Raw genomic sequence first — 21,521 nt, 5'->3', positions numbered from 1 at the left:
TTAGCTTATTAAAATATACTAACGTTGTACAGATTTTTGGTTATAGCATTCTTATGCTGTATTAAAAGGGAATCAGGTGTAAATCCTGAACAGTTCCCGCTGCTGTAAATCCTATTCTGTATTACAGGATAATCGTTTAACAAAACCACTGTCGCAATGATGGGAAGGGTTAAAACGAGGGATGAGTCAGAAGACCTGCCACAATCTATTATAAATCAAAGCTTTCGGGAGTTATTGCTTTGGGTAGATTGTTCTGTGCGTCTAAATTTTAAGGTGTGCTTCTTCTATCTATATCTATTTCCCGTTGTACGATTTACTAAAAAAGTAACCTTTTATTAATTAGTATATCTAGTATTATGCAACACAAAAACACAATCAAACTACTTTTTCTGGCAGGAATCACTATGCTATTAGCATCCTGTGCTAATGATGATGACACGGCTTTCACCCCTATGGAATTTACAACACCAACCTATGAAACCAACCTTGAACTCCTTTTAGGAGACACGCTTAAACTGAATCAGGAAATTTTAAATCTTCCGGAAAACGTGCAATTTAAATGGACTACTGAAGATACTGTCCTAAGCACATTACAAAACTTAGAATATATTCCTAAGCAGGCCAAAACATTTGCACTCACGTTTAAAGCCACGACCAATCTTGATTCGATATCGCGCACCTATCAGGTTAAAGTAAATGACCCCTATGATGTATATTACAGACCTAAATCTTCTGAAAGTAGCTCGTTAATTTCTCAAGTACTGGCATATAACCCAGCTCCAGGTCAATTTATTAATAGTTCTTTTGGTACTCCCGAGGATGCCCAAAAACTAATCGGTAGCACTACAAATACAATTTCACTAGGTGCCTGGGGAGGCTCTATTTTAGTAGGTTTTGATCATACTATAGAAAATGTAACAGACGCTAAAGATTTTCTGGTTTATGGTAACGCATTTAATGGCCTTTCTGAACCCGGTATTGTACAGGTTTCTTTTGATGCTAATGGAAACGGACTCGCAGACGATACCTTTTATGAGTTACGCGGAAGTGCTCACGCCGATGCAGCAACACTTAAAAATTACACGACAACGTATACTAACCCGGGAATGCACGCAGACGTACCGTGGTTAGACAGCTCCAATACTGCAGGAAGTGTTGTGGTAAACTCATATCACCCCCAGAACTTTTATCCCCTTTTTATCACCGAACTTGAAGAAGTATCGTACACAGGAACTCGTGTCTTTCCTGTAGTATCTAACAGCGGATTTACAAATATTGCTTCGCTAGAATGGGGTTATGTAGATAATTACGATGCAGATTATGCCACTTATAAAGGAAACCTTCTCGATATAGATCAGGCCATTGATGCAGACGGAAATTCTGTTAATCTAAGAGGTATTGACTTTATACGTATTTACACGGGAGCTCAGGTTAATGCAGGTGCCTTAGGTGAACTATCCACCGAAATACGCGGTATCGCAGACTTTTCTATGCTAGAATAAATAAAAAAACCACTGACTCAACGTAGTAACTCGAGTACACGTTTAGTCAGTGGTTTTAATTTTACCTTTTTTACGAATTTAACTTCCAGGCTTCAGCTTTTTATAGCGCTTTTCATTAGTTCTGAATTTTAAGAACGCCACGACAATTCCCAGTATCAACCCAAAAAGACCGTATTTGAGAAATACTTCAATATCAAATATTCCGCCGGAAAAATAATTAACAACCAACTTATACGTGACGGCAATTAGAACAATCTGCAGCACAATTCCACTAAAAAATTGAAATTTTGCAGTTCTTTTTTCGCGCCACATTTTGATAAAGGCTTTGTCTTTTTCGGTTAGCATCATAGTTCTTACTCTACAAATTCTTTTCGATACCAGTCTATTTGCTTAGCTAAACCATCTTTTAAAGTCGTAGTAGGATTATAATTTAACAAGCGTCTGGCTTTATCAATATTTGCTTTAGTAAACATTTGATCTCCGCCCCGTTTGCCTACAATATCTTTACGTATCTGCGTATCTAATAATTCTTCTACGATTGCCATTCCCTCGCCAGTGGTGTGCTCCTGCTCGGTTCCCAGATTAATCACTTCGCCATCTACGACCGCTTCTTTACCTATAACGCTTACCACGCCGTCAATAATATCATCTACAAAAGTAAAACTGCGTACGTGAGTCTCGCTACCTTCAAAAAGTGGAAATTCCTGATGAAAGAAACCACAACCTATTAGTTTTGTGTACAATTTCTCAGGACGCTCGCGAGGCCCATAAACTGAAAACAATCGTAAAGAACAAGACTTAATTTGATTTTCTCTGGCCTTTGACAATACCAGTTGTTCTGCCGCTAGTTTTGTAACACCGTAAAGCGAGGCCGGTTCTGGCGCTGCATCTTCGGTTAAGGTTGCTCTTAGACCATAAATTGAAGACGTAGAAATATTAGTAAAAAGTTTTAAGTCTTTGCAGGTAAGAGCAAAATCCATTAGATTTTTTGTCGCCACCAGATTGTTCATCAAATAATCTTCAAAGGTTGAAGTCGCAGCAATACCGGGTTGAGCAGCAAAATGAAAGATATAATTAAAATCTGCCTTTAATTTTTTAAAATCTTCAGGCTTTCTTAAATCAACTATTTCAATAGGAATACCTGCATTCTTAAGAGTTTTTGCATTTCTATTTTTAAGATCGGGACTGTAATAAGGCGAGAAATTATCTATTCCTACCACGTCAAAATCCATCGCTTTTAAACGCTCTGCACAATGTGAACCTATAAAACCGGCTGCACCGGTTACTAATGCTTTCATACTAATTATCTTTAAAAATTCTGGCAAAGCCAAAACGGTGCAGATAGAACATAACTAAACCTATCAAGCCACCTATTAACATACCGGTTAAAACATCACCGGGATAATGAACACCTACATATATACGACTATACCCTATAAATACGGCCCAAACAAACAACACGGGAAATATCCATTTGTAACGTGCTTTTAATAAAAGTCCTACAAATACGGCCAGACCCATTGAGCTTGCTGCGTGTGCAGAAAAATACCCAAAACTCCCACATCTAACTGCGATAAAACGCGCCTGCTCCATTACTCCTTCCTGTCGGCAAGGTCGCAAACGCTCAAAACCGTGTTTAAAAACATTTGCCAGCTGATCTGTAGCGGTTATCAAAAGTGCTACGGTAACCAGGGTATACAGCGTCCCTTTAACACCAAATTTCTTATAAATTAAAATCAGTAAAAAAACGTAGAGCGGTATGCTGCACCATTTATTGGTAATAAAAAGCCAGAAAGGATCCCACGTCTCTGTTCCCAGGTTGTTGAGAAAAAGATAAACCTCGTGATCCAGTTGCTGTAATTCGTTCATTTAATCTTCTTCGTAACGCGCTACCTCTCTGTCGTAAAACTCGGTTGCTTTAAGAATTAAGCCTTCGGCTTCTGTAGAAAGTTCATCTTCATCATTCTCATCAAAATCTTCAAACCATTCTACATCGTCTGTTTTTAAGTCTATAACAAAACGAGGGAAGTCGGTATGAATGACAAATATTGATTCGGGATAATCTGTGTTATCACCTAATATAAACTTGGGAAGTTCCATAAATTCAATGTATTATTTTTCAAAAAATTCGCATTCAAAGCAGCGAATTTAAATTCCTGAATTTGTATTAATACCAAAAATTCAGGCTCAGGAACGTCCTGATTTTGCGCAAAGGTAAGTTTACTTTGTAAATTTTTCAGATTATGCCAATTGAAGTTTTATACCTTATATTCGTTTTGCAATTTTACAGCTCCAATTTTTACATCTAATTTATGCAACCCACCACCATACTCCTACTCATTGCCGGCTATTTTATTACGCTAATGCTGGTTTCCTATTTTACAGGAAAAGGAGGTTCTAACGATGATTTTTTTAAAGCCAGTAAGCAATCGCCATGGTATTTAGTCGCCTTTGGGATGATAGGCGCCTCCCTGTCTGGCGTTACGTTTATATCTGTTCCGGGCTGGGTAGAAGCCTCACAGTTTAGCTACTTTCAGGTAGTTTTAGGCTACACCTTAGGTTATGCTGTGATAGGTCTAGTATTGCTGCCGCTTTATTATAAACTCAACCTAACCTCCATTTATGCCTATTTAGGGGGTCGATTTGGTATCAACTCCTATAAAACAGGTGCTTCTTTCTTTCTGTTAAGCCGCGTTGTAGGCGCCAGTTTTAGATTATATCTGGTAGCAAATGTGTTACAACTGCTGGTTTTTGACAGTATGAACGTACCTTTTTGGGTGACCGTTACCATCACTATTTTACTAATCTGGCTGTACACCTTTAAAAGTGGGATAAAAACTATTGTGTGGACAGATACGCTGCAGACCCTATTTATGCTAACCGCATTGGGTGTTGCCATATATTTCTTATCATCAGATTTAGGGTTGACTCCGGGATCTTTTTTCAATTTTATTGCAGAAAGTGATATGTCTCAAATGTTCTTTTTTGAGGATTGGAAGAGTAAAGACTTTTTCTTTAAACAATTTATAAGTGGTGCGTTTATCGCTATTGTAATGACCGGTCTTGATCAGGATATGATGCAAAAAAACCTCACCTGCAGAACCCTAAAAGATGCTCAGAAAAATATGTTTTGGTTTACCATTGTACTTACTATTGTAAATCTCATCTTTTTGGCTTTAGGTGTTTTACTTACCGTTTACGCCCGCAATAACGGGATTGAAGCTTCTAAAGATGATTTATTTCCGTTTATTGCAACCCAGTCTGGATTAGGTTTTGGTATCGCGATTTGTTTTATTTTAGGACTTATCGCTGCTGCTTATTCTAGTGCAGACAGTGCCCTTACAGCACTTACGACTTCCTTTAGTATAGATATTCTAGAGATTGAAAAAAAATACACAGCCGCAAAGCAAATCGTCATTCGTAAAAGAATACATATTGCTGCTTCCCTATTAATAATTCTGGTGATTATAGGTTTTAAATATATTATTGCAGATGAGAGCGTGATTGCTAAACTTTTTGTTTTTGCGGGGTATACCTATGGTCCTTTATTAGGCTTGTATGCGTTCGGTTTATTTACAAAATGGAATGTAAAAGACAAAATTGTACCCTTAGTTTGTGTCGCCGCTCCTATTCTGGCTTATACAATAAGCGAACTAACGCTGAAGTATCTTGATTTTGAATTTGGCTTCTTTATTCTCATTCTCAACGGCCTATTAACCTTTTTAGGTTTAGTAAGTATTCGTACTCAAAAGAACTAAGGTACACGCATTGTCGATCTCAATATTTGCCTCTTCTAAAAGCCTGTAAAATTCCGGGTTTTCGGTACCGGGGTTAAAAATGATACGCCTGGGGTTTAAACCTATGAGGTACTCATAATACGGATTTTGATTTATAGCATTAAGGTATAAGGTCACCGTATCTACAGCCTCGTAATCAGGAAAACCCGTATCTACAGATACACCGGCAACTTCACCTGCACGCAAACCCAGAGCTACAACAGGGTGCTTTTTCTGCACCAGGCGGTTAATTGCCATATATGAATATCGTATGGGTTTAAGTGATGCGCCCAGGACCAGTGTTTTCTTTGTTATCATAAATCAAAGTTAAATGATTACTTCTTGTGTAACAATACCTATCTCAAGCGGTCTATAGGTATAGAAGTCGACTTCTAAGTTTGAATGCTTATTAATTATTTTGATGGTTAGTGTTAGTTTCTAACATTCAAACTTGAAAACCCGGGATTTAGCGATCCCGGGTTTTCTTTTTTAAAATAAATTGATTTTAAGTGTAACAGATTTCAAACACGTTCGTCTATTCTATATCCGCTAATCACGGAGTACTTTGTTTTAACTAGTATGTTATGCAAAGTATTATTTAAAACATCAATCAAAATCGAACACTATGAAACCTAGCTATTGGCTACTATGCCTATTATTATCAAGTTTTACCACTTTCTCTTTTGCGCAACCTAAACCTCCTGAGGTAATTACCGGTAGCGTACGTGGGGTGGTACTAGACGCAGACCTCAATCAACCTATACCCTACGCAACCATTGTAATTAGTAAAAATGCGGGTGATGTGGTTACCGGCGGAATTACAAATGACGACGGTGCCTTTGAAATTTCAAAAATCCCTGAAGGTATCTACACGCTTAAAATTCAGTTTATAGGGTATGAAAGCACCCAGCGCGATCTGGTAATAGACCGTGAGCATCGCCAGAGTGATTTTGGCACTATAAAACTGAGTGCTGTCCCAGCAGAACTTGATGCGGTAAACATCGTTGCTGAGCGCACCACAATAGAGCAGCAAATAGACCGAAAAGTCATCAACGTGGGTAAAGATTTGACTACTGCAGGAGCAAGCGCGGCAGATATAATGAATAATATTCCTTCTGTAAATCTTGATCAGCAATCTGGTGCACTTACGCTACGCGGAAACAGCAACGTACAGGTAATGGTAGATGGTAAGCTTTCTAACATTCCGGCAGATCAGTTGCTTAAACAGCTTCCGTCGAGCTCTATTAAGAAGATTGAATTAATCACAAATCCTTCAGCAAAATACAATCCTGACGGAATGAGCGGAATCATCAATATCGTACTGCATAAAAATGTAAACATAGGATTTAACGGGGATGTAAGTGCCGGACTTTCCTATGAAAAAAACGCCCAATTTAATAGCGGTTTAAATCTCAATTACCGCAACGGCAAATTCAATCTGTACTCCAACTACAGTAATAACATTTCTAAGAATGCTAATTATGGGACGATTTTTCGCGAAGGCGATAACTCTACCCAGTATTTTGATATGCTTAATGACCAAAAATCATACCTGCTAAAATTGGGCTTAGATGTGTATTTAAATGACAAAAATACCCTCTCTGTTTTTACCTCTCAAAACAGCTTTAACGGAATGCCCGGCGGTAACATAGATATAATCTACGCAGATGATACGACCCGCAATCTGATGCAGGATTTTGGCGCAGATATGAGCAACTACTCGCAGCAATACAACCTCGATTATAAACTTGATTTTGAAAAAGAAGGTCATAATATTGAGTTTGAAGCTGATTACAACACCTTTGATGCAGATGAGGATACGTTTTTTGACTTTACAGGATCTACTCCCCTTGCCGACTATGAAGATTTTGTAGCTACAAAAAGAGACCGTACCACGTTTAATTTAGATTATGTGAATCCGCTTTCTGAAAGTGAAAAGCTAGAGTTGGGTGTTCAAGCCATTTTATTCAATACAGATATTGCCTACAGCAGTACCGGGCAGTCGTTTAATGCATCTGGAAATTTGATTCCCACACCAGACACGCAATTTGATTACAGTCGGGATATTTATTCAGCTTATGTGACTTACGGAAAAAACTATGAGAAATGGTCGTATCAGGCCGGTTTACGAGCTGAGCAGGTGCATGTAGCTGCAGATACTAATGCGGTACGTGCGTTTACAAACGATTATTTTGAATTATACCCTTCAGCTTACGTGACCTTTAATCCTTCAGAAAAAAACCAGTATCAGGTAAGTTACAGCCGTCGTATAGATCGCCCGGGCGTAGGCCAGGTTAATCCCATACGCGAATGGAGTTCGCCCTTAATCACGCAATTTGGAAATGTAGATCTGAGACCGCAGTTTACAAATTCGTTAGAAACCAACTACACACGAACTCTGGAGAAAGGAAGTATTACAGCCGGAGTGTTTTACCGCATTATCGAAGATGAGATCAATCAAGCTGTATTTGTAGATCGCTTTAACCTGGATCGTATCGTGTTGACTAACGATAATTTTGACTCCACTACTGCCTATGGTTTTGAATTGAGCAGCAACTACAAACCGCTAGACTGGTGGAGCATTAATGCGAGTTTCGATTTATTTAATCAAACACAAACCGGTATTACTGAGTCACTAGACCCGGCTATTGAAAATCCTACGGCATCTGATATTACCCAAACCCGTATTGAAGTTGAAAATACGGTGTACAACGCACGAGTAATCAACAACTTTACAGCGACAAAAAAACTAACGTTCACAGCTTTTGCGATGTTTAGAGGCCCTAATAAAGGAATTCAGTTTGAAAACAAATCGATGTTTATGACTAATGTTGGCGCGCGCTATTCGGTTTTTGATGGTAAAGGCACGATTAGTTTAAACTACAATGACGTATTTAATACGATGAAAGCGCGATTTAACGGAACCAACCCCTACCTCATACAAGGACAATTTAACTGGGAAAGCAATACCGTTTACGCAGGCTTCAACTACCGTTTTGGCGATAGTAAATACCGCGCTAAACGCCGAAAAAACAGAGAAGATAATGAAGTTGAAGGTGGCGGAATGTTCTAAATAATACGTGTACTTACTTTAATACTATTTACCTATTGAACGAAATAATCTGTTTTTTGTTAATTTGAATTAGCCTTCTCATAGCACTACAACCGAATTTAAAAAATTCATAGGTATAAAAAAACCCGGAGCGCTGCTCCGGGTTTTTGCTTGTAATTAAGGTCCTATTAAATCTTTTGCTTCAATACTGAAGCATCTATATCGCTGTGTGAGGTATTATAAACGGCTGCTCCATTTTTAATCAATAACACTTGCGGACTCTCATGACGCACGTTGAATTTTGTAGCAATTGCTGCGCTGATATCGCGGTATTGCTTAAGATCTAAAAAATAAGGTTCGATCTCTTTTTTATCGTAATCGTAGTTCTTCTCAAAACCGCGTAATGCCATACGGCTAATACCACAAGTAGTACTGTGTTTAAAAATTAAAACCGGCACCGCATTAGAAATCTCTACAATTTCGTCAAGTTGCTCCAGACGCTCCAGTTGTATCCACTTCACTTCCTTTATTTCTTCTTTTGCGATATCGCTCGCACTTTTAAACTTATCAAAAAAACCCATCGTCGTTTATCTTTTAATTTTAATTAACGCCTGTTGTCAAAAGCGTGGCGTAAATTTAAGGAAAGATACCGGTATTTTCTATTAAGAAAAACCAAACACCTATACCGACAAAAAGACAGCGTAAAAACAAAGCCTAACCGCCATTATGACTGGTTTTGCGACTGGTATATAAATTGCCATAGCATCTACAAAAGCACTGAAATTTTAAGAATCTGATCAAATCTTAAAATCTATAAGGTGCATTGAAACAAACATCAAATCCCATTTAATGGGCCTAAAAAATAGAAGAAATGAACTTTAATAATTTTACAACAAAATCTCAGGAGGCTGTACAGCAAGCCCAGGCGCTTGCTCAAGGCTATGGGCATCAGCAAATTGAGAACGAGCATATTTTTAAAGCGATTCTTGAAGTTGATGAGAATGTTACTCCCTTTTTACTTCAAAAATTGGATGTAAATATTAATCTGCTTAAACAGATTTTAGAAAGTACGCTTAACAGTTTTCCTAAAGTAAGTGGCGGCGAGCTTATGCTTTCACGTGAGGCTGCTAAAACAGTAACTGAAGCTGGAAACATCGCTAAAAAAATGACCGATGAGTATGTCTCTCTAGAACATCTTATACTCGCCATTTTTAAATCGAGCAGTAAAATAGGTCAGATTTTAAAAGACCAGGGCGTTACCGAAAAACATCTTAAAGCCGCTATTGAAGAGTTGCGCAAAGGAGAGCGTGTTACTTCACAAAGCGCAGAAGAAACCTATAACTCTTTGAGCAAATACGCCAAGAACTTAAACCAACTTGCACGTGATGGCAAGCTCGATCCCGTGATAGGTCGTGATGAAGAAATACGTAGAATTTTACAAATTCTATCGCGTAGAACGAAGAATAACCCGATTCTGGTAGGTGAACCCGGTACCGGTAAAACCGCAATTGCAGAAGGTCTTGCCCATCGTATTATAGACGGTGACGTTCCCGAAAATCTTCAGGAAAAGCAAATCTGGGCGCTAGATATGGGGGCTTTAATTGCCGGTGCAAAATACAAAGGTGAGTTTGAAGAACGCCTTAAAGCTGTTATTAAAGAAGTAACCGAAAGTGCTGGCGATATTGTCCTCTTTATAGATGAGATTCACACCCTCGTGGGCGCCGGTGGCGGTCAGGGAGCGATGGATGCTGCAAATATTTTAAAGCCTGCTCTTGCACGTGGCGAACTGCGTGCTATAGGTGCAACAACTTTAGATGAGTATCAGAAGTATTTTGAAAAAGATAAAGCTTTAGAGCGACGTTTTCAGAAGGTGAATGTATTTGAACCCGATACCGAATCTGCAATTTCCATCTTACGCGGAATTAAAGAGAAGTATGAGACGCACCACAAAGTGCGTATTAAAGACAACGCCATCATCGCGGCGGTAGAGCTTTCGCAACGCTATATCACAAACCGTTTTTTACCCGATAAGGCGATTGACCTTATGGATGAAGCGGCTTCAAAAATGCGTATGGAAATCAACTCTAAACCCGAAGAGCTTGATGTTTTAGATCGTAAAATAATGCAACTCGAGATTGAAATTGAGGCGATTAAACGCGAGAAAGACGAGAGCAAATTAAAAGCGCTGCACGCAGATTTAGCGAATATTAAAGAAGAGCGCAACGAGGTTAATGCCAAGTGGAAAAGCGAAAAAGAAGTGGTTGACAATATTCAGAATGCAAAACAGGATATTGAAAACTTTAAGCTTGAAGCGGAACGAGCAGAACGGGAAGGTAATTATGGTCTGGTAGCAGAACTGCGCTACGGAAAGATCAAAGAAGCTCAGGAAGAGCTTGAAAAATTACAGGTAGCACTGGCAAACCAGGGAGAAAATACACTGATTAAAGAAGAGGTTACCAGCGAAGATATCGCCGAGGTGGTTGCAAAATGGACCGGTATACCCGTGACTAAAATGCTGCAAAGTGAGCGTGAGAAATTGCTGCATCTTGAAGGCGAACTGCACAAACGTGTGGTGGGTCAACAGGAAGCGATTATTGCGGTAAGTGATGCGGTACGCAGAAGCCGCGCAGGCCTGCAAGATCAAAAACGCCCTATAGGTTCGTTCTTATTTCTGGGGACTACCGGTGTAGGTAAAACCGAACTTGCAAAAGCACTGGCTGAGTATCTGTTTGATGATGAGAATAACCTTACGCGTATAGATATGAGTGAATACCAGGAGCGTCACAGTGTGAGTCGGCTTGTGGGTGCACCTCCGGGATATGTGGGTTATGATGAAGGCGGACAGTTAACCGAAGCCGTACGTCGCAAACCCTACAGTGTGATTTTACTAGACGAGATTGAAAAAGCACACCCAGATACCTTTAATATTTTATTACAGGTGCTTGATGAAGGGCGCTTAACCGATAACAAAGGCCGTCTTGCAGACTTTAAAAATACCATTATCATTATGACCTCAAATATGGGAAGTCATATTATACAGGAAAAATTTGAAGCCATAAAAGATGCCGAGACCGCGATGGAAGGTGCAAAAGTTGAAGTGCTGGGCTTACTCAAACAAACCATACGCCCCGAGTTTATAAACCGTATAGACGACATTGTGATGTTTGCCCCGCTTACGCGAAAAGATATCGAGAAAGTTGTGAGTTTACAGCTTAAAGGAGTCACTAAAATGCTCAACAAACAGGGTATTACTTTAGATGCTACCACTGAAGCAATCGCACACCTGGCAACTAAAGGTTTTCAGCCCGAGTTTGGTGCGCGACCGGTTAAACGTACGATACAAAAAGAGGTGCTTAACAAACTATCTAAAGAGATCTTGAGTGGTAAAATTACCACAGACAGTATTATTTTACTGGATGCCTTTGATGACGAACTTGTTTTTCGCAATCAAAATGATCTTGTGGAAAACAACTGAAGAGCACTGGTTGTCTAAAACCTCAAAAGCGATCCTTAAAAAGGGTCGCTTTTTTTATGTGTTTATTTTTCCCCGAATACAGAATTCTGTAAAACATTCTAAGATCGTAACGGTATCTTGAACACGGAATAAAAATATTATTTTAAGAAATATTGTGTAATAACAGTATATTTAGGATTGATATAAGTAGTTGTGGGTAATAGAAAAAAACATCGCAAATGAATTCAACAAGGTGGTTTGATGAAAACGACAATGAAATTATTAGAGAAAATACTAGCTCTGATGAAATGGAACATATTGCGGAAATTGGTGGTGGTTTTGAGGAATTTAGCGTCGGACTAAATTTCTATTCTAAATCTCTTGACAGAAAAGAAATTACAAAACTTTTAGGAGCGGAACCAACCAAAGCGTGGAATGCTTATGAAAAACATCCAATCGGAAATGCCAAAAAATCCAGAATAACAGATTGGGGAAAATGGTATTTTACATCTAAACGAGATAAAACTGATTTGAACATCAAACTGGAAGAATTATTGAGCAATTTCACCAATGATTTGAACAAATGGAAAATTTTGACTAACAAATATGAAAGCTGGATTGATGTTGCTGGATATATGGATAATTGGAATAGAGGATTTACTCTAAAACCTGAAACTATGAAGTTAATTGCGGAAAGAAATCTGGAAATAGTATTCGATATTTATCACGATGAATAAACTACTACCCACAACAATGTATAACCGCAATTACGGCGGATTCGACTACATCCGAATCCACTCGGAATTGCTAAGGTCAGTGCTAAAACGAAAATTAACGCATAATAAACCGTAACTGAAATTTATACGAGACCGTTGTAAACAATTATGGAAAACGTACTAACATTTTTACTTGGAGCTTTGTTAATAGCACTTGGAATTATATGGTACAATTACGAAAGAAAGAAATTCGTTGCTCAAAGAAAAAATGAAGATTATATGCGAATGTCGTTTACGATTGAATTCATTTTAGGTGCATTTATCCTTTTAGCAATTGGTATAAGACTAATTTACGACTCATTTTAAATGAACGAAAACGAAGATTATTTTAGGATATCTAAAAATGGAAATATTCATACGTTGAGTGACAGAATTCCATTTAACTGGAAAGAACTGATGATTTGGACTTCTACTTCATTCATTTTCCTGATTTGGTTTCTCGGAATTGGAGTCGGATTTTTTGTCGCAATTCTAACTTTAATCGGATATACATTTTACCGATTTGCTTCGTGGATTTACTACACGGAATTAAAAATTGATGAACAAACTGGGAAAATAACTCGACTCAAAAAAATACTTGACCGAACTCAAAAAACGGAATTAATTACTAATAAATTTGACCCAAACCGGTTTGAATATTCGGAATTAAATCGGAGTGGAAAAACGAAATTCTTTATGAATTATCGGACTCATAAAAACAATGAATTATTGATTTTAAAAAATAAAACGGACAAAGAACTGATTGAAAAATACATCGCTAAAAAAATAACTGTTTACAACAATGCATAACCGCAATTAAGGCGCATTCGACTGCGTCCGAATCCACTCGGAATTGCTAACGTTTGTGCCAAACCGAATATTGACGCATATTAACCCGTAACTGACGGTTATACGAGACCGTTGTGCGTAATTAAACCCAAACTATGAACGGAAAAGAATTAAATAATAATTTACATAATTTTTTACAACATTTAGATTCAATTAAAGATACTTTACCAATGACATTATTGTTATTGCGTCCATATCAAAAGAAGGCTAATCTTAAATTTGAAAATTTTATAAAGGAAAATCTTGAAGAAATAGAGGATGAAGATGGAAGAAAATCTGTTTCAGTACCATATGAGCAATCGAGAACTTTTGAACAGTTATCTAAAAATGCTCAAACATCTTCTCTAGGCTCAAAAATAATACCTGAAAGTCTATTTGTTTCTCTAATTTCTCAATACGACTCTTATTTAAATCAATTATTGAAAATTTTATTCAATATAAGACCAGAATACATCAACAAGTCGGAAAGAGAATTGACTTTTGCTGATTTAAACAGTTTTAAATCTATAGAAGAAGCTAGAGAATTTATCATTGAGAAAGAGGTTGAAAGTGTATTACGAAAAAGTCACAGTGAACATTTCACATATTTAGAAAACAAAATAGGAATGCCTTTAAAAAAGGATTTGCCGATATGGAAAACATTCATAGAAATAACTGAAAGGCGAAATTTATTTGTACACTGTGATGGAATTGTTTCAAGTCAATATATAAAAGTTTGTAAGGAAAATAAATGTTTCCAAAAAGATATAGAACTAAATGAACGTCTAACGGTTAAGTTAGATTATTTCCAATTAGCTTATGAGTGCCTTTATGAAATTACAACAAAATTAACTCACACAATTTGGAGAAAATTAATTAATGAAGATATTAAATTAGCAGATGAGGAACTGAATGAAATCTGTTATCAATTATTAACTGATGGTCAATATAAGTTAGCAGATATTCTTTTAGATTTTGCCTGTAAACAAACAAAACACTTCAACGATGCAACAAAAAATTTATATATCGTAAATAAGTCTCTCTCTCAATTTTTACAAAATAATAATGAAAACGCTTTAGAAATAATTAATAGTAAAGATTGGAGTGCTAGTAGTGATGATTTTAAAATGGCTCATTTAATACTATCTGAAAAAGTTGAGGATGTATACGTTTTAATGAAAAAAATAGGAAAAGACGGAGATATAGATAAAGAAAGTTATAAAACTTGGCCATTATTTTATAAATTAAGAAGAGAAAAAGAATTCATAGACTTGTTTAAAGAAATTTTTGAGGAAGATTATAAAGTTCTAGAAATTCCTAAAAAACCGATTCAAGAGTTAATTGAAGAACTGTTTGAAAAGAACCCTAAAATAATAGAAGAAAAAAAAGAAAAAATAATAACGAAAAAGAAAGTTCCAGCAAAAAAAACACCTTCTAAAAAAGTTCCTATTAAAAAAAATCCCACTAAAAAGAAAAATATAGAATTGAAAAAATAACTACGCACAATAAAGTACTAAGGTGAAAACAACTCCTTGTTGCAATAAATTGTAAACCTTCATATACTTTGCTAAAATCTGTAGCTACAGATTCTAGCTGTTTAATTTATTGTTTTTTTGACCTAGGCTTTAGTAAGAAGAGAGACGTAGTTTTCATCATAGGGCAAACCACATTTATCAATGGCAAATGCTTGTTTTAAACTTCATACTTAACTGTAAGTTTCTTGCTTCGCACGCCTACTTTTTTTTTATACAGAACCGTTAGTAAACATTAACAAGACACATATGAAAAGAATAATTACAACTATAATTTTCAGTTTCTTTTTATCGAATAGCTATGCTCAAGATAGCTATGTAAAATTACCAGTGAGTGGAAGAAATTGTCCTACAGTAATTATTGAAAAAGACATTATTGCGAACGAACGTGTTATAGAACTAGCAAAAGAATTGATTGCAGAAATAAGCTTTTTGAAAGACAAACCAAATCGGAAAGAGCATAAGTTTTTCAACCTGACTGCAAATGGGATTTATTTTGTGAGCTTAAAGAAAAAAACTGCTTTTAAAACACAATCTGAATTGAACAAATTTTTCGGAATTGAAAAAAATAATGGAATTTTTGTAAATGGTTATTTAATAGAACATTCTGATTACAAAATTGCCTCTGAAAGTATTATTGAAATTGAATTAGTAGAACCTGATTCTGAGAACAAACTTGATAGAAAAGCAATAAATGTTTGGACGCTAACTCAAGAACAAAGGAGTACTGGTTGTCAAAGACAGAACCTAAATTAATAAGGTTTTGTAAAAACCGTTTTAAATTAATTGCGGGTTTCGCCAATTTACGAAAGTCCTTGTGGACTTTTTATCTATGATTTATTTGCTAATTTAGGTTATTAAATCACGCCAATACGCGTAGCCGACACCGCAGCTAACTTTCATTTCAATTGGCCAAAAAAATTATAATGATAAAACCATTTTCAGCAAATATTTCCGAAGAAATTCTTGACGATTTAAAGAATAGAATTAAGAATACACGTTGGCCAGACGAAATATCTGACTCAAACTGGATGTACGGAACTAACCTTTCTTTTATGAAAGAATTATCCAATTATTGGTTGTACAAATTCGACTGGAGAAAAGTAGAGGCTGAAATAAATTCTTTCACAAATTTAATTGCAACCATAGATGGTTATGATATCCACTTTATACACGTTAAAGGAAAAGGAAAAAAAAACATACCCTTAATCATAACTCACGGTTGGCCCGGTTCCTTTATCGAAATGCTTAAGCTTATACCTTTGCTGACAAATGATGCTGAAATTTCTTTTGATTTAGTGATTCCTTCCATTATTGGATTTGGATATTCCGGGAAAAGTCAGGTTGAAGGTTGTAATTCAGAATTCGTTGCTCATTTATGGCACAAGTTAATGCTAGAATTAGGATATGACCGCTATGGGGCACAAGGTGGAGATATTGGTTCTGGAGTTAGCTCCTGGCTCGCTTTAAAATATCCTCTAAACCTAATTGGTTTGCACCTGAATTACATTTCTGGCTCTTATACGCCATTTTTAAAAGACGGTGAGCAATTGACAGATGAAGTGGTAGCCTTCCAAAAATACGCATCAGATTGGGCTTCTAAAGAAGCTGCATATTCTTACATACAAAGTACAAAACCTATAACATTAGCTTTTGCATTAAATGATTCTCCCATAGGTTTATGCGCCTGGATTATTGAAAAATTTAATTCGTGGAGCGATAATAATGGAGAAATCTATTCTGTGTTTACGAAAGATGAATTACTCGCAAACGTAACCCTATATTGGATTACTCAAACTATTCATTCATCAATTAGAATGTATAATGAAAACAGTAAGCATCCCTTAAAATTTGGCGAAAACGATTTTATAAATGTTCCTGTTGGATTCGCAAAATTCCCCAAAGAATTGCCTACACCACCACGCTCCTATATCGAAAAAGGTTTCAATATCACGCATTGGACCGAAATGCCGGTTGGTGGCCATTTTGCTGGAATGGAACAGCCAAACTTGTTGGCAAAAGACATAAAGGATTTTTTTCAAGAACTAGCTATCTAGAAAAAAATATTGAAATAAGAGAAATAGGTTGTTAACTAGAAAATGAGGTAAAAAACATCCCAAATTCAAAACTAAAAATGAAAAAACTTTATTTTATATACCTAATAATCGCAGTAAATATCATTTTTATAATCTACAATATTTATGAGCTTGATTTTGAAAATAGTGATTTTAGATCTTTTGCCGGTATACTTTCAAATTTCTTCTTAATTATGGCTATGTTAGTTACGATGCGAGATCTAAAGAAAAAAGAAAATAGATAATGCTACTCAAAGCACGGTTATTAAAACATTACCTGTATTGTATAGAAATCACATTCCTACTATAAGATATTTTAACAGGAATGTGAGTAACTCACCTCCGCATCATAAAGCTTAAACGCTACTCTTCATTTTGGTTACAACAAACCCCAATCTGGTTACATTAGAATTGTGATCGTTAGTCAACTTTGCCTAGAACAAAAATTAGAACTAATGAATTACAAAATTTTAGGAAATACAGGATTAAAAGTCTCAACGCTTTGTCTAGGAACAATGAATTATGGCGGAAAGGGTTTTTTTAACTATATGGGAGATTTAGGACAGCAAGAAGTAGATGAGCAGATAAAAACTGTAATTAATGCGGGAGTAAATTTTATAGATACTGCTAATATTTATTCTGAAGGACTTTCAGAACTAATGATTGGAAAAGCAATAAAAAATCTTTCTATCAAACGGGACGATTTTGTTATTGCAACCAAAGTTAGAGGTAGTATGGGAATAGGAGAAAACGACAGAGGCTTATCTAGAAAACATATTATTCAGCAGGTAGATGAAAGTCTCAAAAGACTAAATACAGATTATATAGATTTATATCAGTTGCATACATCAGACCCATTAACGCCCATTGAAGAAACCTTAAGAGCCTTAGATGATTTAGTACGTAGCGGTAAGGTGCGTTATATAGGTGCTAGTAATTTTATGGCCTGGCATTTAATGAAAGCCTTAGGGCATTCTACTCATAATAATTTAGAGAAATTTGCTTCTTTACAAGCCAATTATTCGCTAGATAACAGAGATTTAGAACGCGAAATGATACCTTTATTGCAGGATCAAAAAGTTGGATTGTTAGTGTGGAGTCCTTTGAGTGGCGGCCTTCTCACAGGAAAATACAAGAGAGATGGCATCAATGAAAAAGGTAGATTAAACGACTTCCCATTTGAACCTTTTCATAAAGAAAGAGCATTTGACGTTATAGATGTACTTATTCCTATGGCAAAACAAAAAGGTTTTACAGTTGCTCAATTAGCTTTAGGCTGGTTACTACAGCAACCGGTAGTTACAAGTAGTATTATAGGTGCGACAAAAATGTCACAACTTCAAGACAATCTAAAAGCGATAACCGTAGAATTTACTACAGATGAATTAAATATGTTAGATGAAGTAAGTGCGTTACCCATTGAATATCCTAAAAATGTGGTTGAAGTGATGACCGCAGACAGAAGTAACGGTCGTGATTTTTTGTCGTAATTTAATAGCTATGGAACAAAAGAATAGTCCTAAAACCATAAATTCAATTACCGAACTGCATCGGGTTTTAGGTCTACCTAAACCCACCAATACCTTAATTACACTAATTGATCATTCTCAAGAACGAGAACAAAACGATGTAGATAACCAGAAAATGGTATTGAACTTCTACAATATTACGATTAAACGAAGTTTTCAAGGGCAACTAAAATATGGTAAAAGTAACTATGATTTTGATGAGGGAACACTATCATTTCTTGCGCCTAACCAGGTATTAACAATTGATGAAAAAGGCGATCAAAATACTAACGGCTGGTCTTTACTGTTTCATCCAGATTTATTAGCAAACACGTCTTTATCAAAGTCTATTAAAAGTTATGGCTTCTTTTCTTACAGTGTTAATGAGGCTTTACACCTATCTGAAAAAGAAGAAGGCATAATTGAAAATTTAGTACAGAATATTAGAGATGAGTATAGCTCCACAATTGATTTGTATAGTCAGGATGTTATAATTTCAAATATTGAGCTACTACTTAATTACTGCAATCGTTTTTACAGTAGACAGTTTATAACTCGAAAAATGGCGAGTAATGATTTGCTTGCCAATTTTGAAACTAAACTAGCTAGCTATTTTGATACGAAAACACAAAGAAAACTACCTACAGTTAAAAGTATCGCACTTGAGTTAAACGTTTCTTCAAATTATTTGAGTGATATGTTGAGAACCATCACCGGACAGAATACACAACAGCATATTCACTCTAAATTAATCTCAACTGCAAAAGAAGAGTTGGCGACCACATCTAAATCTATTAGCGAAATTGCTTTTCAGCTTGGTTTTGAACACTCACAATCGTTTAATAGACTTTTCAAAAATAAAACAGATTTATCGCCTTTAGAATACCGTAATTCGTTTAATTAACGCTCATTCTCAATATTTTACAATCCTCACTTTTCAAGTTTTACTTTACTTAAAACTCAAATAATTCGCAACAGCTTCCTAAAAAATTAAAATATTTCATTTATTAGCGCTAGTATTGATCCTAAATAAACAAACCCTATGTCAATAACAACAGAATCAGAATTACGGGGAATGCAAAAAATTAGTGAAGTTGTGGGTTCTACACTAAAACTAATGAGAGCATACGCTAAAGTAGGTATGTCTACAAAAGAATTAGATGACTACGGAGGTGGTATTTTACAAAGTTATGGTGCAAAATCTGCACCCTTTGAAACCTATGGATTTCCGGGTTATACCTGTATTAGCGTAAATAAAGAAGCAGCACACGGAATCCCATCTGAGAAAAAAATACTGAAAGAAGGAGATTTAATTAATATTGATGTCTCTGCAGAACTTGATGGCTTCTGGTCTGACAATGGAGGTTCATTTATACTCGGAAAAGACATTCATAAGCACCAACCGCTTGTAGATGCTTCTAAAACTATTTTAAGTAAAGCAATAAGCAGCATTAAAGGCGGAGTTAAAATTTCGGAAATTGGTTATTTAATAGAAACAGAAGCCAAGAAATCTGGATTTAAAGTAATTAAAAATCTCGCCGGTCACGGTGTGGGTAGAAGTTTACACGAAGCCCCTGAGAACATTTTAAATTACAGGGTTAAAAGTAACCGTGAGCGCTTTAAAAAAAATACCACAGTAGCCATAGAAACGTTTATTTCGACAAAATCTACTGTTGCTGTCGAGCTAAATGACGGTTGGACTCTTGTAGGAAATAAAGGTGGCTATGTAACGCAACACGAGCATACCATTCTTGTTACAGATAATCTGCCTATAATTTTAACCGAATCTAATGAAATCTGGAATTAAGTTATTGGCTTAAAAAACGTATTACTATCAATCAATAAGCTATAAAGCCCGGCACAAGACATAAAATTAATTTCACGCCAAAAGCGATCTTTAAAAAAGGGTCGCTTTTTTTTTGTGTTTATTTTTCGCCGAATACAGAATTCTGTAAAATAGTGTGAGATCGTAACGGTATTTTGCGCACGGATTAAAAATTTTTGAAAAATCCGTAACTATAAACTGAAGCTAAAATTTAGACAATGAAAAAAATGCTTATGCTTTTCCTATTCACAGGAACATTAATCTCATGTACTACAGAAGACTCTGAAACAGAAATTACAACTAACGAATCTACCTCTGGTAGCACAACAGCCACCGTAAATCTCAATGTAATTAACAGCTCGAGTGCTTCACAAAGTGGATATATCGTTATGATGTTTAATCGGGAAGTAAAAGAAAACCAACCATTACCGGAAATTCTATTTCAAAAAACAAGCAATTCTGAGGGTAATGTAAGTTTTGATTTAGAAGATTATATTGCAAAAAATGGTAATGGCCCCTATTTTTTTGAGGCATTTCTAAAAACCTCTAATGGCTTTAGTTTAGAAAGCATAACGCATCCCACCTTCTTGGTTAAGTCTGGACAAAGTCGTACTACTTCAATAATTGTAAAGTAAATAGTGTAAAAATGAAAAAACTATTACTTGTATTAGTCACAATCAGTTTACTATCAAGCTGTTCATCTGATGATAATGCTTCAGAGAACAAAATCACTACTGCAGCAATAACCTTAACAGATTCTAATGGGGAAGCTGTTTCAGGAATTGTTATCTATGCTTATAACGAAACAACCTGGAGTGTAATTGGAGATGATCCTCAATTTGCCGATTTTCAAGCTGCATCTGATAATGATGGAATAGCGGTATTTAGTAATTTAACAACAGCAATAAATTTTGGTGAATTAAATAACTACTCTCAAACATTTAGATTTTCTGCACATTATTCGTTAAATGGCACTAATAAAATAAAAGTTAAAGCTATATCCTTTAACCTGGGAGATACTAAATCAGACATGATAGTTTTAGACTAGATAAACCCTCGGTTTACGCGAACAAACTAATACGAATACACTAATTTATTTCCTTGAAAAAGAGATTAAAAACTAATATTACACGAAAGCGAACCTAAAAAAGTTCGCTTTTTATATGTGTTTATTTTTCGCTGAATACAGAATTCTATAAATAATTTGAGATCGC

Annotated in this window: 21 protein-coding genes and 1 riboswitch; of the genes, 15 read left to right on the top strand and 6 right to left on the bottom strand. The window is 35.9% G+C overall.

The window, feature by feature from the left end:
- The first annotated feature begins 20 nt into the window (after positions 1-20).
- Positions 21-218, top strand: a riboswitch (cobalamin riboswitch).
- Positions 219-356: 138 nt separating this feature from the next.
- Complete coding sequence (locus P164_RS01515; protein WP_051621114.1) at positions 357-1,502, top strand: hypothetical protein; 1,146 nt, start codon at positions 357-359, stop codon at positions 1,500-1,502.
- 78 nt (positions 1,503-1,580) lie between these two features.
- Here P164_RS01515 and P164_RS01510 read toward each other — a convergent pair whose 3' ends face one another.
- The 4 genes from P164_RS01510 to P164_RS01495 are packed head-to-tail and all read right to left on the bottom strand — an operon-like array spanning position 1,581 to position 3,602.
- The gene (locus P164_RS01510; RefSeq protein WP_028374723.1) at positions 1,581-1,850 is read right to left on the bottom strand and encodes a hypothetical protein; all 270 of its coding nucleotides are present in this window, start codon (positions 1,848-1,850) and stop codon (positions 1,581-1,583) included.
- Between the two features lie 5 nt (positions 1,851-1,855).
- On the bottom strand, positions 1,856-2,800 hold the full coding sequence (locus P164_RS01505) for an NAD-dependent epimerase/dehydratase family protein (RefSeq protein WP_028374722.1): 945 nt from the start codon (positions 2,798-2,800) through the stop codon (positions 1,856-1,858).
- Between the two features lies 1 nt (position 2,801).
- On the bottom strand, positions 2,802-3,371 hold the full coding sequence (locus P164_RS01500; protein ID WP_028374721.1) for a phosphatase PAP2 family protein: 570 nt from the start codon (positions 3,369-3,371) through the stop codon (positions 2,802-2,804).
- The gene (locus P164_RS01495) at positions 3,372-3,602 is read right to left on the bottom strand and encodes a hypothetical protein (RefSeq protein ID WP_028374720.1); all 231 of its coding nucleotides are present in this window, start codon (positions 3,600-3,602) and stop codon (positions 3,372-3,374) included.
- A 212-nt stretch (positions 3,603-3,814) separates the two neighbouring features.
- Here P164_RS01495 and P164_RS01490 point away from each other — a divergent pair, with 212 nt between their 5' ends.
- Positions 3,815-5,260, top strand: a complete 1,446-nt coding sequence (locus P164_RS01490) for a sodium:solute symporter (protein ID WP_028374719.1) — start codon at positions 3,815-3,817, stop codon at positions 5,258-5,260.
- Here the strand turns inward: P164_RS01490 and P164_RS01485 are convergent.
- The gene (locus P164_RS01485; protein ID WP_081817294.1) at positions 5,231-5,596 is read right to left on the bottom strand and encodes a CoA-binding protein; all 366 of its coding nucleotides are present in this window, start codon (positions 5,594-5,596) and stop codon (positions 5,231-5,233) included. The two genes, P164_RS01490 and P164_RS01485, sit on opposite strands and share 30 nt — an antisense overlap.
- Before the next feature lie 307 nt (positions 5,597-5,903).
- Here P164_RS01485 and P164_RS01480 point away from each other — a divergent pair, with 307 nt between their 5' ends.
- On the top strand, positions 5,904-8,351 hold the full coding sequence (locus P164_RS01480) for a TonB-dependent receptor domain-containing protein (protein ID WP_028374717.1): 2,448 nt from the start codon (positions 5,904-5,906) through the stop codon (positions 8,349-8,351).
- A gap of 167 nt (positions 8,352-8,518) precedes the next feature.
- On the opposite strand, the gene ytxJ is transcribed toward P164_RS01480, so the two are convergent.
- Positions 8,519-8,911 (bottom strand): bacillithiol system redox-active protein YtxJ, encoded by a 393-nt coding sequence (gene ytxJ / locus P164_RS01475; RefSeq protein ID WP_028374716.1) that lies wholly within the window; start codon positions 8,909-8,911, stop codon positions 8,519-8,521.
- A 290-nt stretch (positions 8,912-9,201) separates the two neighbouring features.
- Between ytxJ and clpB the strand changes: the two genes are divergently transcribed.
- The 12 genes from clpB to P164_RS01410 all read left to right on the top strand — a co-directional run bounded on the left by clpB (position 9,202) and on the right by P164_RS01410 (position 21,355).
- Positions 9,202-11,805, top strand: coding sequence for an ATP-dependent chaperone ClpB (gene clpB, locus P164_RS01470; RefSeq protein ID WP_028374715.1), 2,604 nt, complete (start codon positions 9,202-9,204; stop codon positions 11,803-11,805).
- Positions 11,806-12,023: 218 nt separating this feature from the next.
- Positions 12,024-12,521: a DUF4279 domain-containing protein gene (locus P164_RS01465; protein ID WP_028374714.1), complete on the top strand. Its 498-nt coding sequence runs from the start codon at positions 12,024-12,026 to the stop codon at positions 12,519-12,521.
- 345 nt (positions 12,522-12,866) lie between these two features.
- Complete coding sequence (locus tag P164_RS01455) at positions 12,867-13,349, top strand: hypothetical protein (protein WP_028374712.1); 483 nt, start codon at positions 12,867-12,869, stop codon at positions 13,347-13,349.
- Positions 13,350-13,483: 134 nt separating this feature from the next.
- On the top strand, positions 13,484-14,863 hold the full coding sequence (locus P164_RS01450) for a hypothetical protein (protein ID WP_028374711.1): 1,380 nt from the start codon (positions 13,484-13,486) through the stop codon (positions 14,861-14,863).
- Between the two features lie 285 nt (positions 14,864-15,148).
- Entirely contained in the window at positions 15,149-15,655 is a 507-nt protein-coding gene (locus tag P164_RS01445; protein WP_028374710.1) for a hypothetical protein, read from the top strand.
- Positions 15,656-15,825: 170 nt separating this feature from the next.
- Complete coding sequence (locus P164_RS01440) at positions 15,826-16,956, top strand: epoxide hydrolase family protein (RefSeq protein WP_199907763.1); 1,131 nt, start codon at positions 15,826-15,828, stop codon at positions 16,954-16,956.
- A gap of 77 nt (positions 16,957-17,033) precedes the next feature.
- Positions 17,034-17,219 (top strand): hypothetical protein, encoded by a 186-nt coding sequence (locus P164_RS01435; protein ID WP_028374708.1) that lies wholly within the window; start codon positions 17,034-17,036, stop codon positions 17,217-17,219.
- Positions 17,220-17,429: 210 nt separating this feature from the next.
- Positions 17,430-18,464, top strand: coding sequence for an aldo/keto reductase (locus P164_RS01430; protein ID WP_028374707.1), 1,035 nt, complete (start codon positions 17,430-17,432; stop codon positions 18,462-18,464).
- 10 nt (positions 18,465-18,474) lie between these two features.
- Positions 18,475-19,386, top strand: coding sequence for a helix-turn-helix domain-containing protein (locus P164_RS01425; protein WP_028374706.1), 912 nt, complete (start codon positions 18,475-18,477; stop codon positions 19,384-19,386).
- A 138-nt stretch (positions 19,387-19,524) separates the two neighbouring features.
- Positions 19,525-20,289 carry a type I methionyl aminopeptidase gene (gene map / locus P164_RS01420; protein WP_028374705.1) on the top strand — a complete coding sequence of 255 codons (765 nt, stop codon included), beginning with the start codon at positions 19,525-19,527 and terminating at the stop codon, positions 20,287-20,289.
- A 236-nt stretch (positions 20,290-20,525) separates the two neighbouring features.
- Complete coding sequence (locus tag P164_RS01415) at positions 20,526-20,942, top strand: hypothetical protein (RefSeq protein ID WP_028374704.1); 417 nt, start codon at positions 20,526-20,528, stop codon at positions 20,940-20,942.
- An 11-nt stretch (positions 20,943-20,953) separates the two neighbouring features.
- Positions 20,954-21,355 carry a hypothetical protein gene (locus P164_RS01410; RefSeq protein ID WP_028374703.1) on the top strand — a complete coding sequence of 134 codons (402 nt, stop codon included), beginning with the start codon at positions 20,954-20,956 and terminating at the stop codon, positions 21,353-21,355.
- Positions 21,356-21,521: the final 166 nt, after the last annotated feature.

Origin of the sequence: Leeuwenhoekiella sp. MAR_2009_132, from assembly GCF_000687915.1 — a bacterium.
Taxonomy (GTDB): Bacteria; Bacteroidota; Bacteroidia; order Flavobacteriales; family Flavobacteriaceae; genus Leeuwenhoekiella.
This window is presented reverse-complemented; position numbering and strand designations above follow the sequence as displayed.

Excerpts from the sequence above, each read along its gene's own strand:
- P164_RS01495 (WP_028374720.1), bottom strand. The coding sequence starts at position 3,602 with ATGGAACTTCCCAAGTTTATATTAGGTGATAACACAGATTATCCCGAA.
- P164_RS01500 (WP_028374721.1), bottom strand. The coding sequence starts at position 3,371 with ATGAACGAATTACAGCAACTGGATCACGAGGTTTATCTTTTTCTCAAC.
- P164_RS01425 (WP_028374706.1), top strand. The coding sequence starts at position 18,475 with ATGGAACAAAAGAATAGTCCTAAAACCATAAATTCAATTACCGAACTG.
- map (WP_028374705.1), top strand. The coding sequence starts at position 19,525 with ATGTCAATAACAACAGAATCAGAATTACGGGGAATGCAAAAAATTAGT.
- P164_RS01485 (WP_081817294.1), bottom strand. The coding sequence starts at position 5,596 with ATGATAACAAAGAAAACACTGGTCCTGGGCGCATCACTTAAACCCATA.
- P164_RS01430 (WP_028374707.1), top strand. The coding sequence starts at position 17,430 with ATGAATTACAAAATTTTAGGAAATACAGGATTAAAAGTCTCAACGCTT.
- P164_RS01455 (WP_028374712.1), top strand. The coding sequence starts at position 12,867 with ATGAACGAAAACGAAGATTATTTTAGGATATCTAAAAATGGAAATATT.
- ytxJ (WP_028374716.1), bottom strand. The coding sequence starts at position 8,911 with ATGGGTTTTTTTGATAAGTTTAAAAGTGCGAGCGATATCGCAAAAGAA.
- P164_RS01465 (WP_028374714.1), top strand. The coding sequence starts at position 12,024 with ATGAATTCAACAAGGTGGTTTGATGAAAACGACAATGAAATTATTAGA.
- P164_RS01510 (WP_028374723.1), bottom strand. The coding sequence starts at position 1,850 with ATGATGCTAACCGAAAAAGACAAAGCCTTTATCAAAATGTGGCGCGAA.
- P164_RS01445 (WP_028374710.1), top strand. The coding sequence starts at position 15,149 with ATGAAAAGAATAATTACAACTATAATTTTCAGTTTCTTTTTATCGAAT.
- P164_RS01435 (WP_028374708.1), top strand. The coding sequence starts at position 17,034 with ATGAAAAAACTTTATTTTATATACCTAATAATCGCAGTAAATATCATT.
- P164_RS01480 (WP_028374717.1), top strand. The coding sequence starts at position 5,904 with ATGAAACCTAGCTATTGGCTACTATGCCTATTATTATCAAGTTTTACC.
- P164_RS01450 (WP_028374711.1), top strand. The coding sequence starts at position 13,484 with ATGAACGGAAAAGAATTAAATAATAATTTACATAATTTTTTACAACAT.
- P164_RS01515 (WP_051621114.1), top strand. The coding sequence starts at position 357 with ATGCAACACAAAAACACAATCAAACTACTTTTTCTGGCAGGAATCACT.
- P164_RS01505 (WP_028374722.1), bottom strand. The coding sequence starts at position 2,800 with ATGAAAGCATTAGTAACCGGTGCAGCCGGTTTTATAGGTTCACATTGT.
- clpB (WP_028374715.1), top strand. The coding sequence starts at position 9,202 with ATGAACTTTAATAATTTTACAACAAAATCTCAGGAGGCTGTACAGCAA.
- P164_RS01415 (WP_028374704.1), top strand. The coding sequence starts at position 20,526 with ATGAAAAAAATGCTTATGCTTTTCCTATTCACAGGAACATTAATCTCA.
- P164_RS01410 (WP_028374703.1), top strand. The coding sequence starts at position 20,954 with ATGAAAAAACTATTACTTGTATTAGTCACAATCAGTTTACTATCAAGC.
- P164_RS01440 (WP_199907763.1), top strand. The coding sequence starts at position 15,826 with ATGATAAAACCATTTTCAGCAAATATTTCCGAAGAAATTCTTGACGAT.
- P164_RS01490 (WP_028374719.1), top strand. The coding sequence starts at position 3,815 with ATGCAACCCACCACCATACTCCTACTCATTGCCGGCTATTTTATTACG.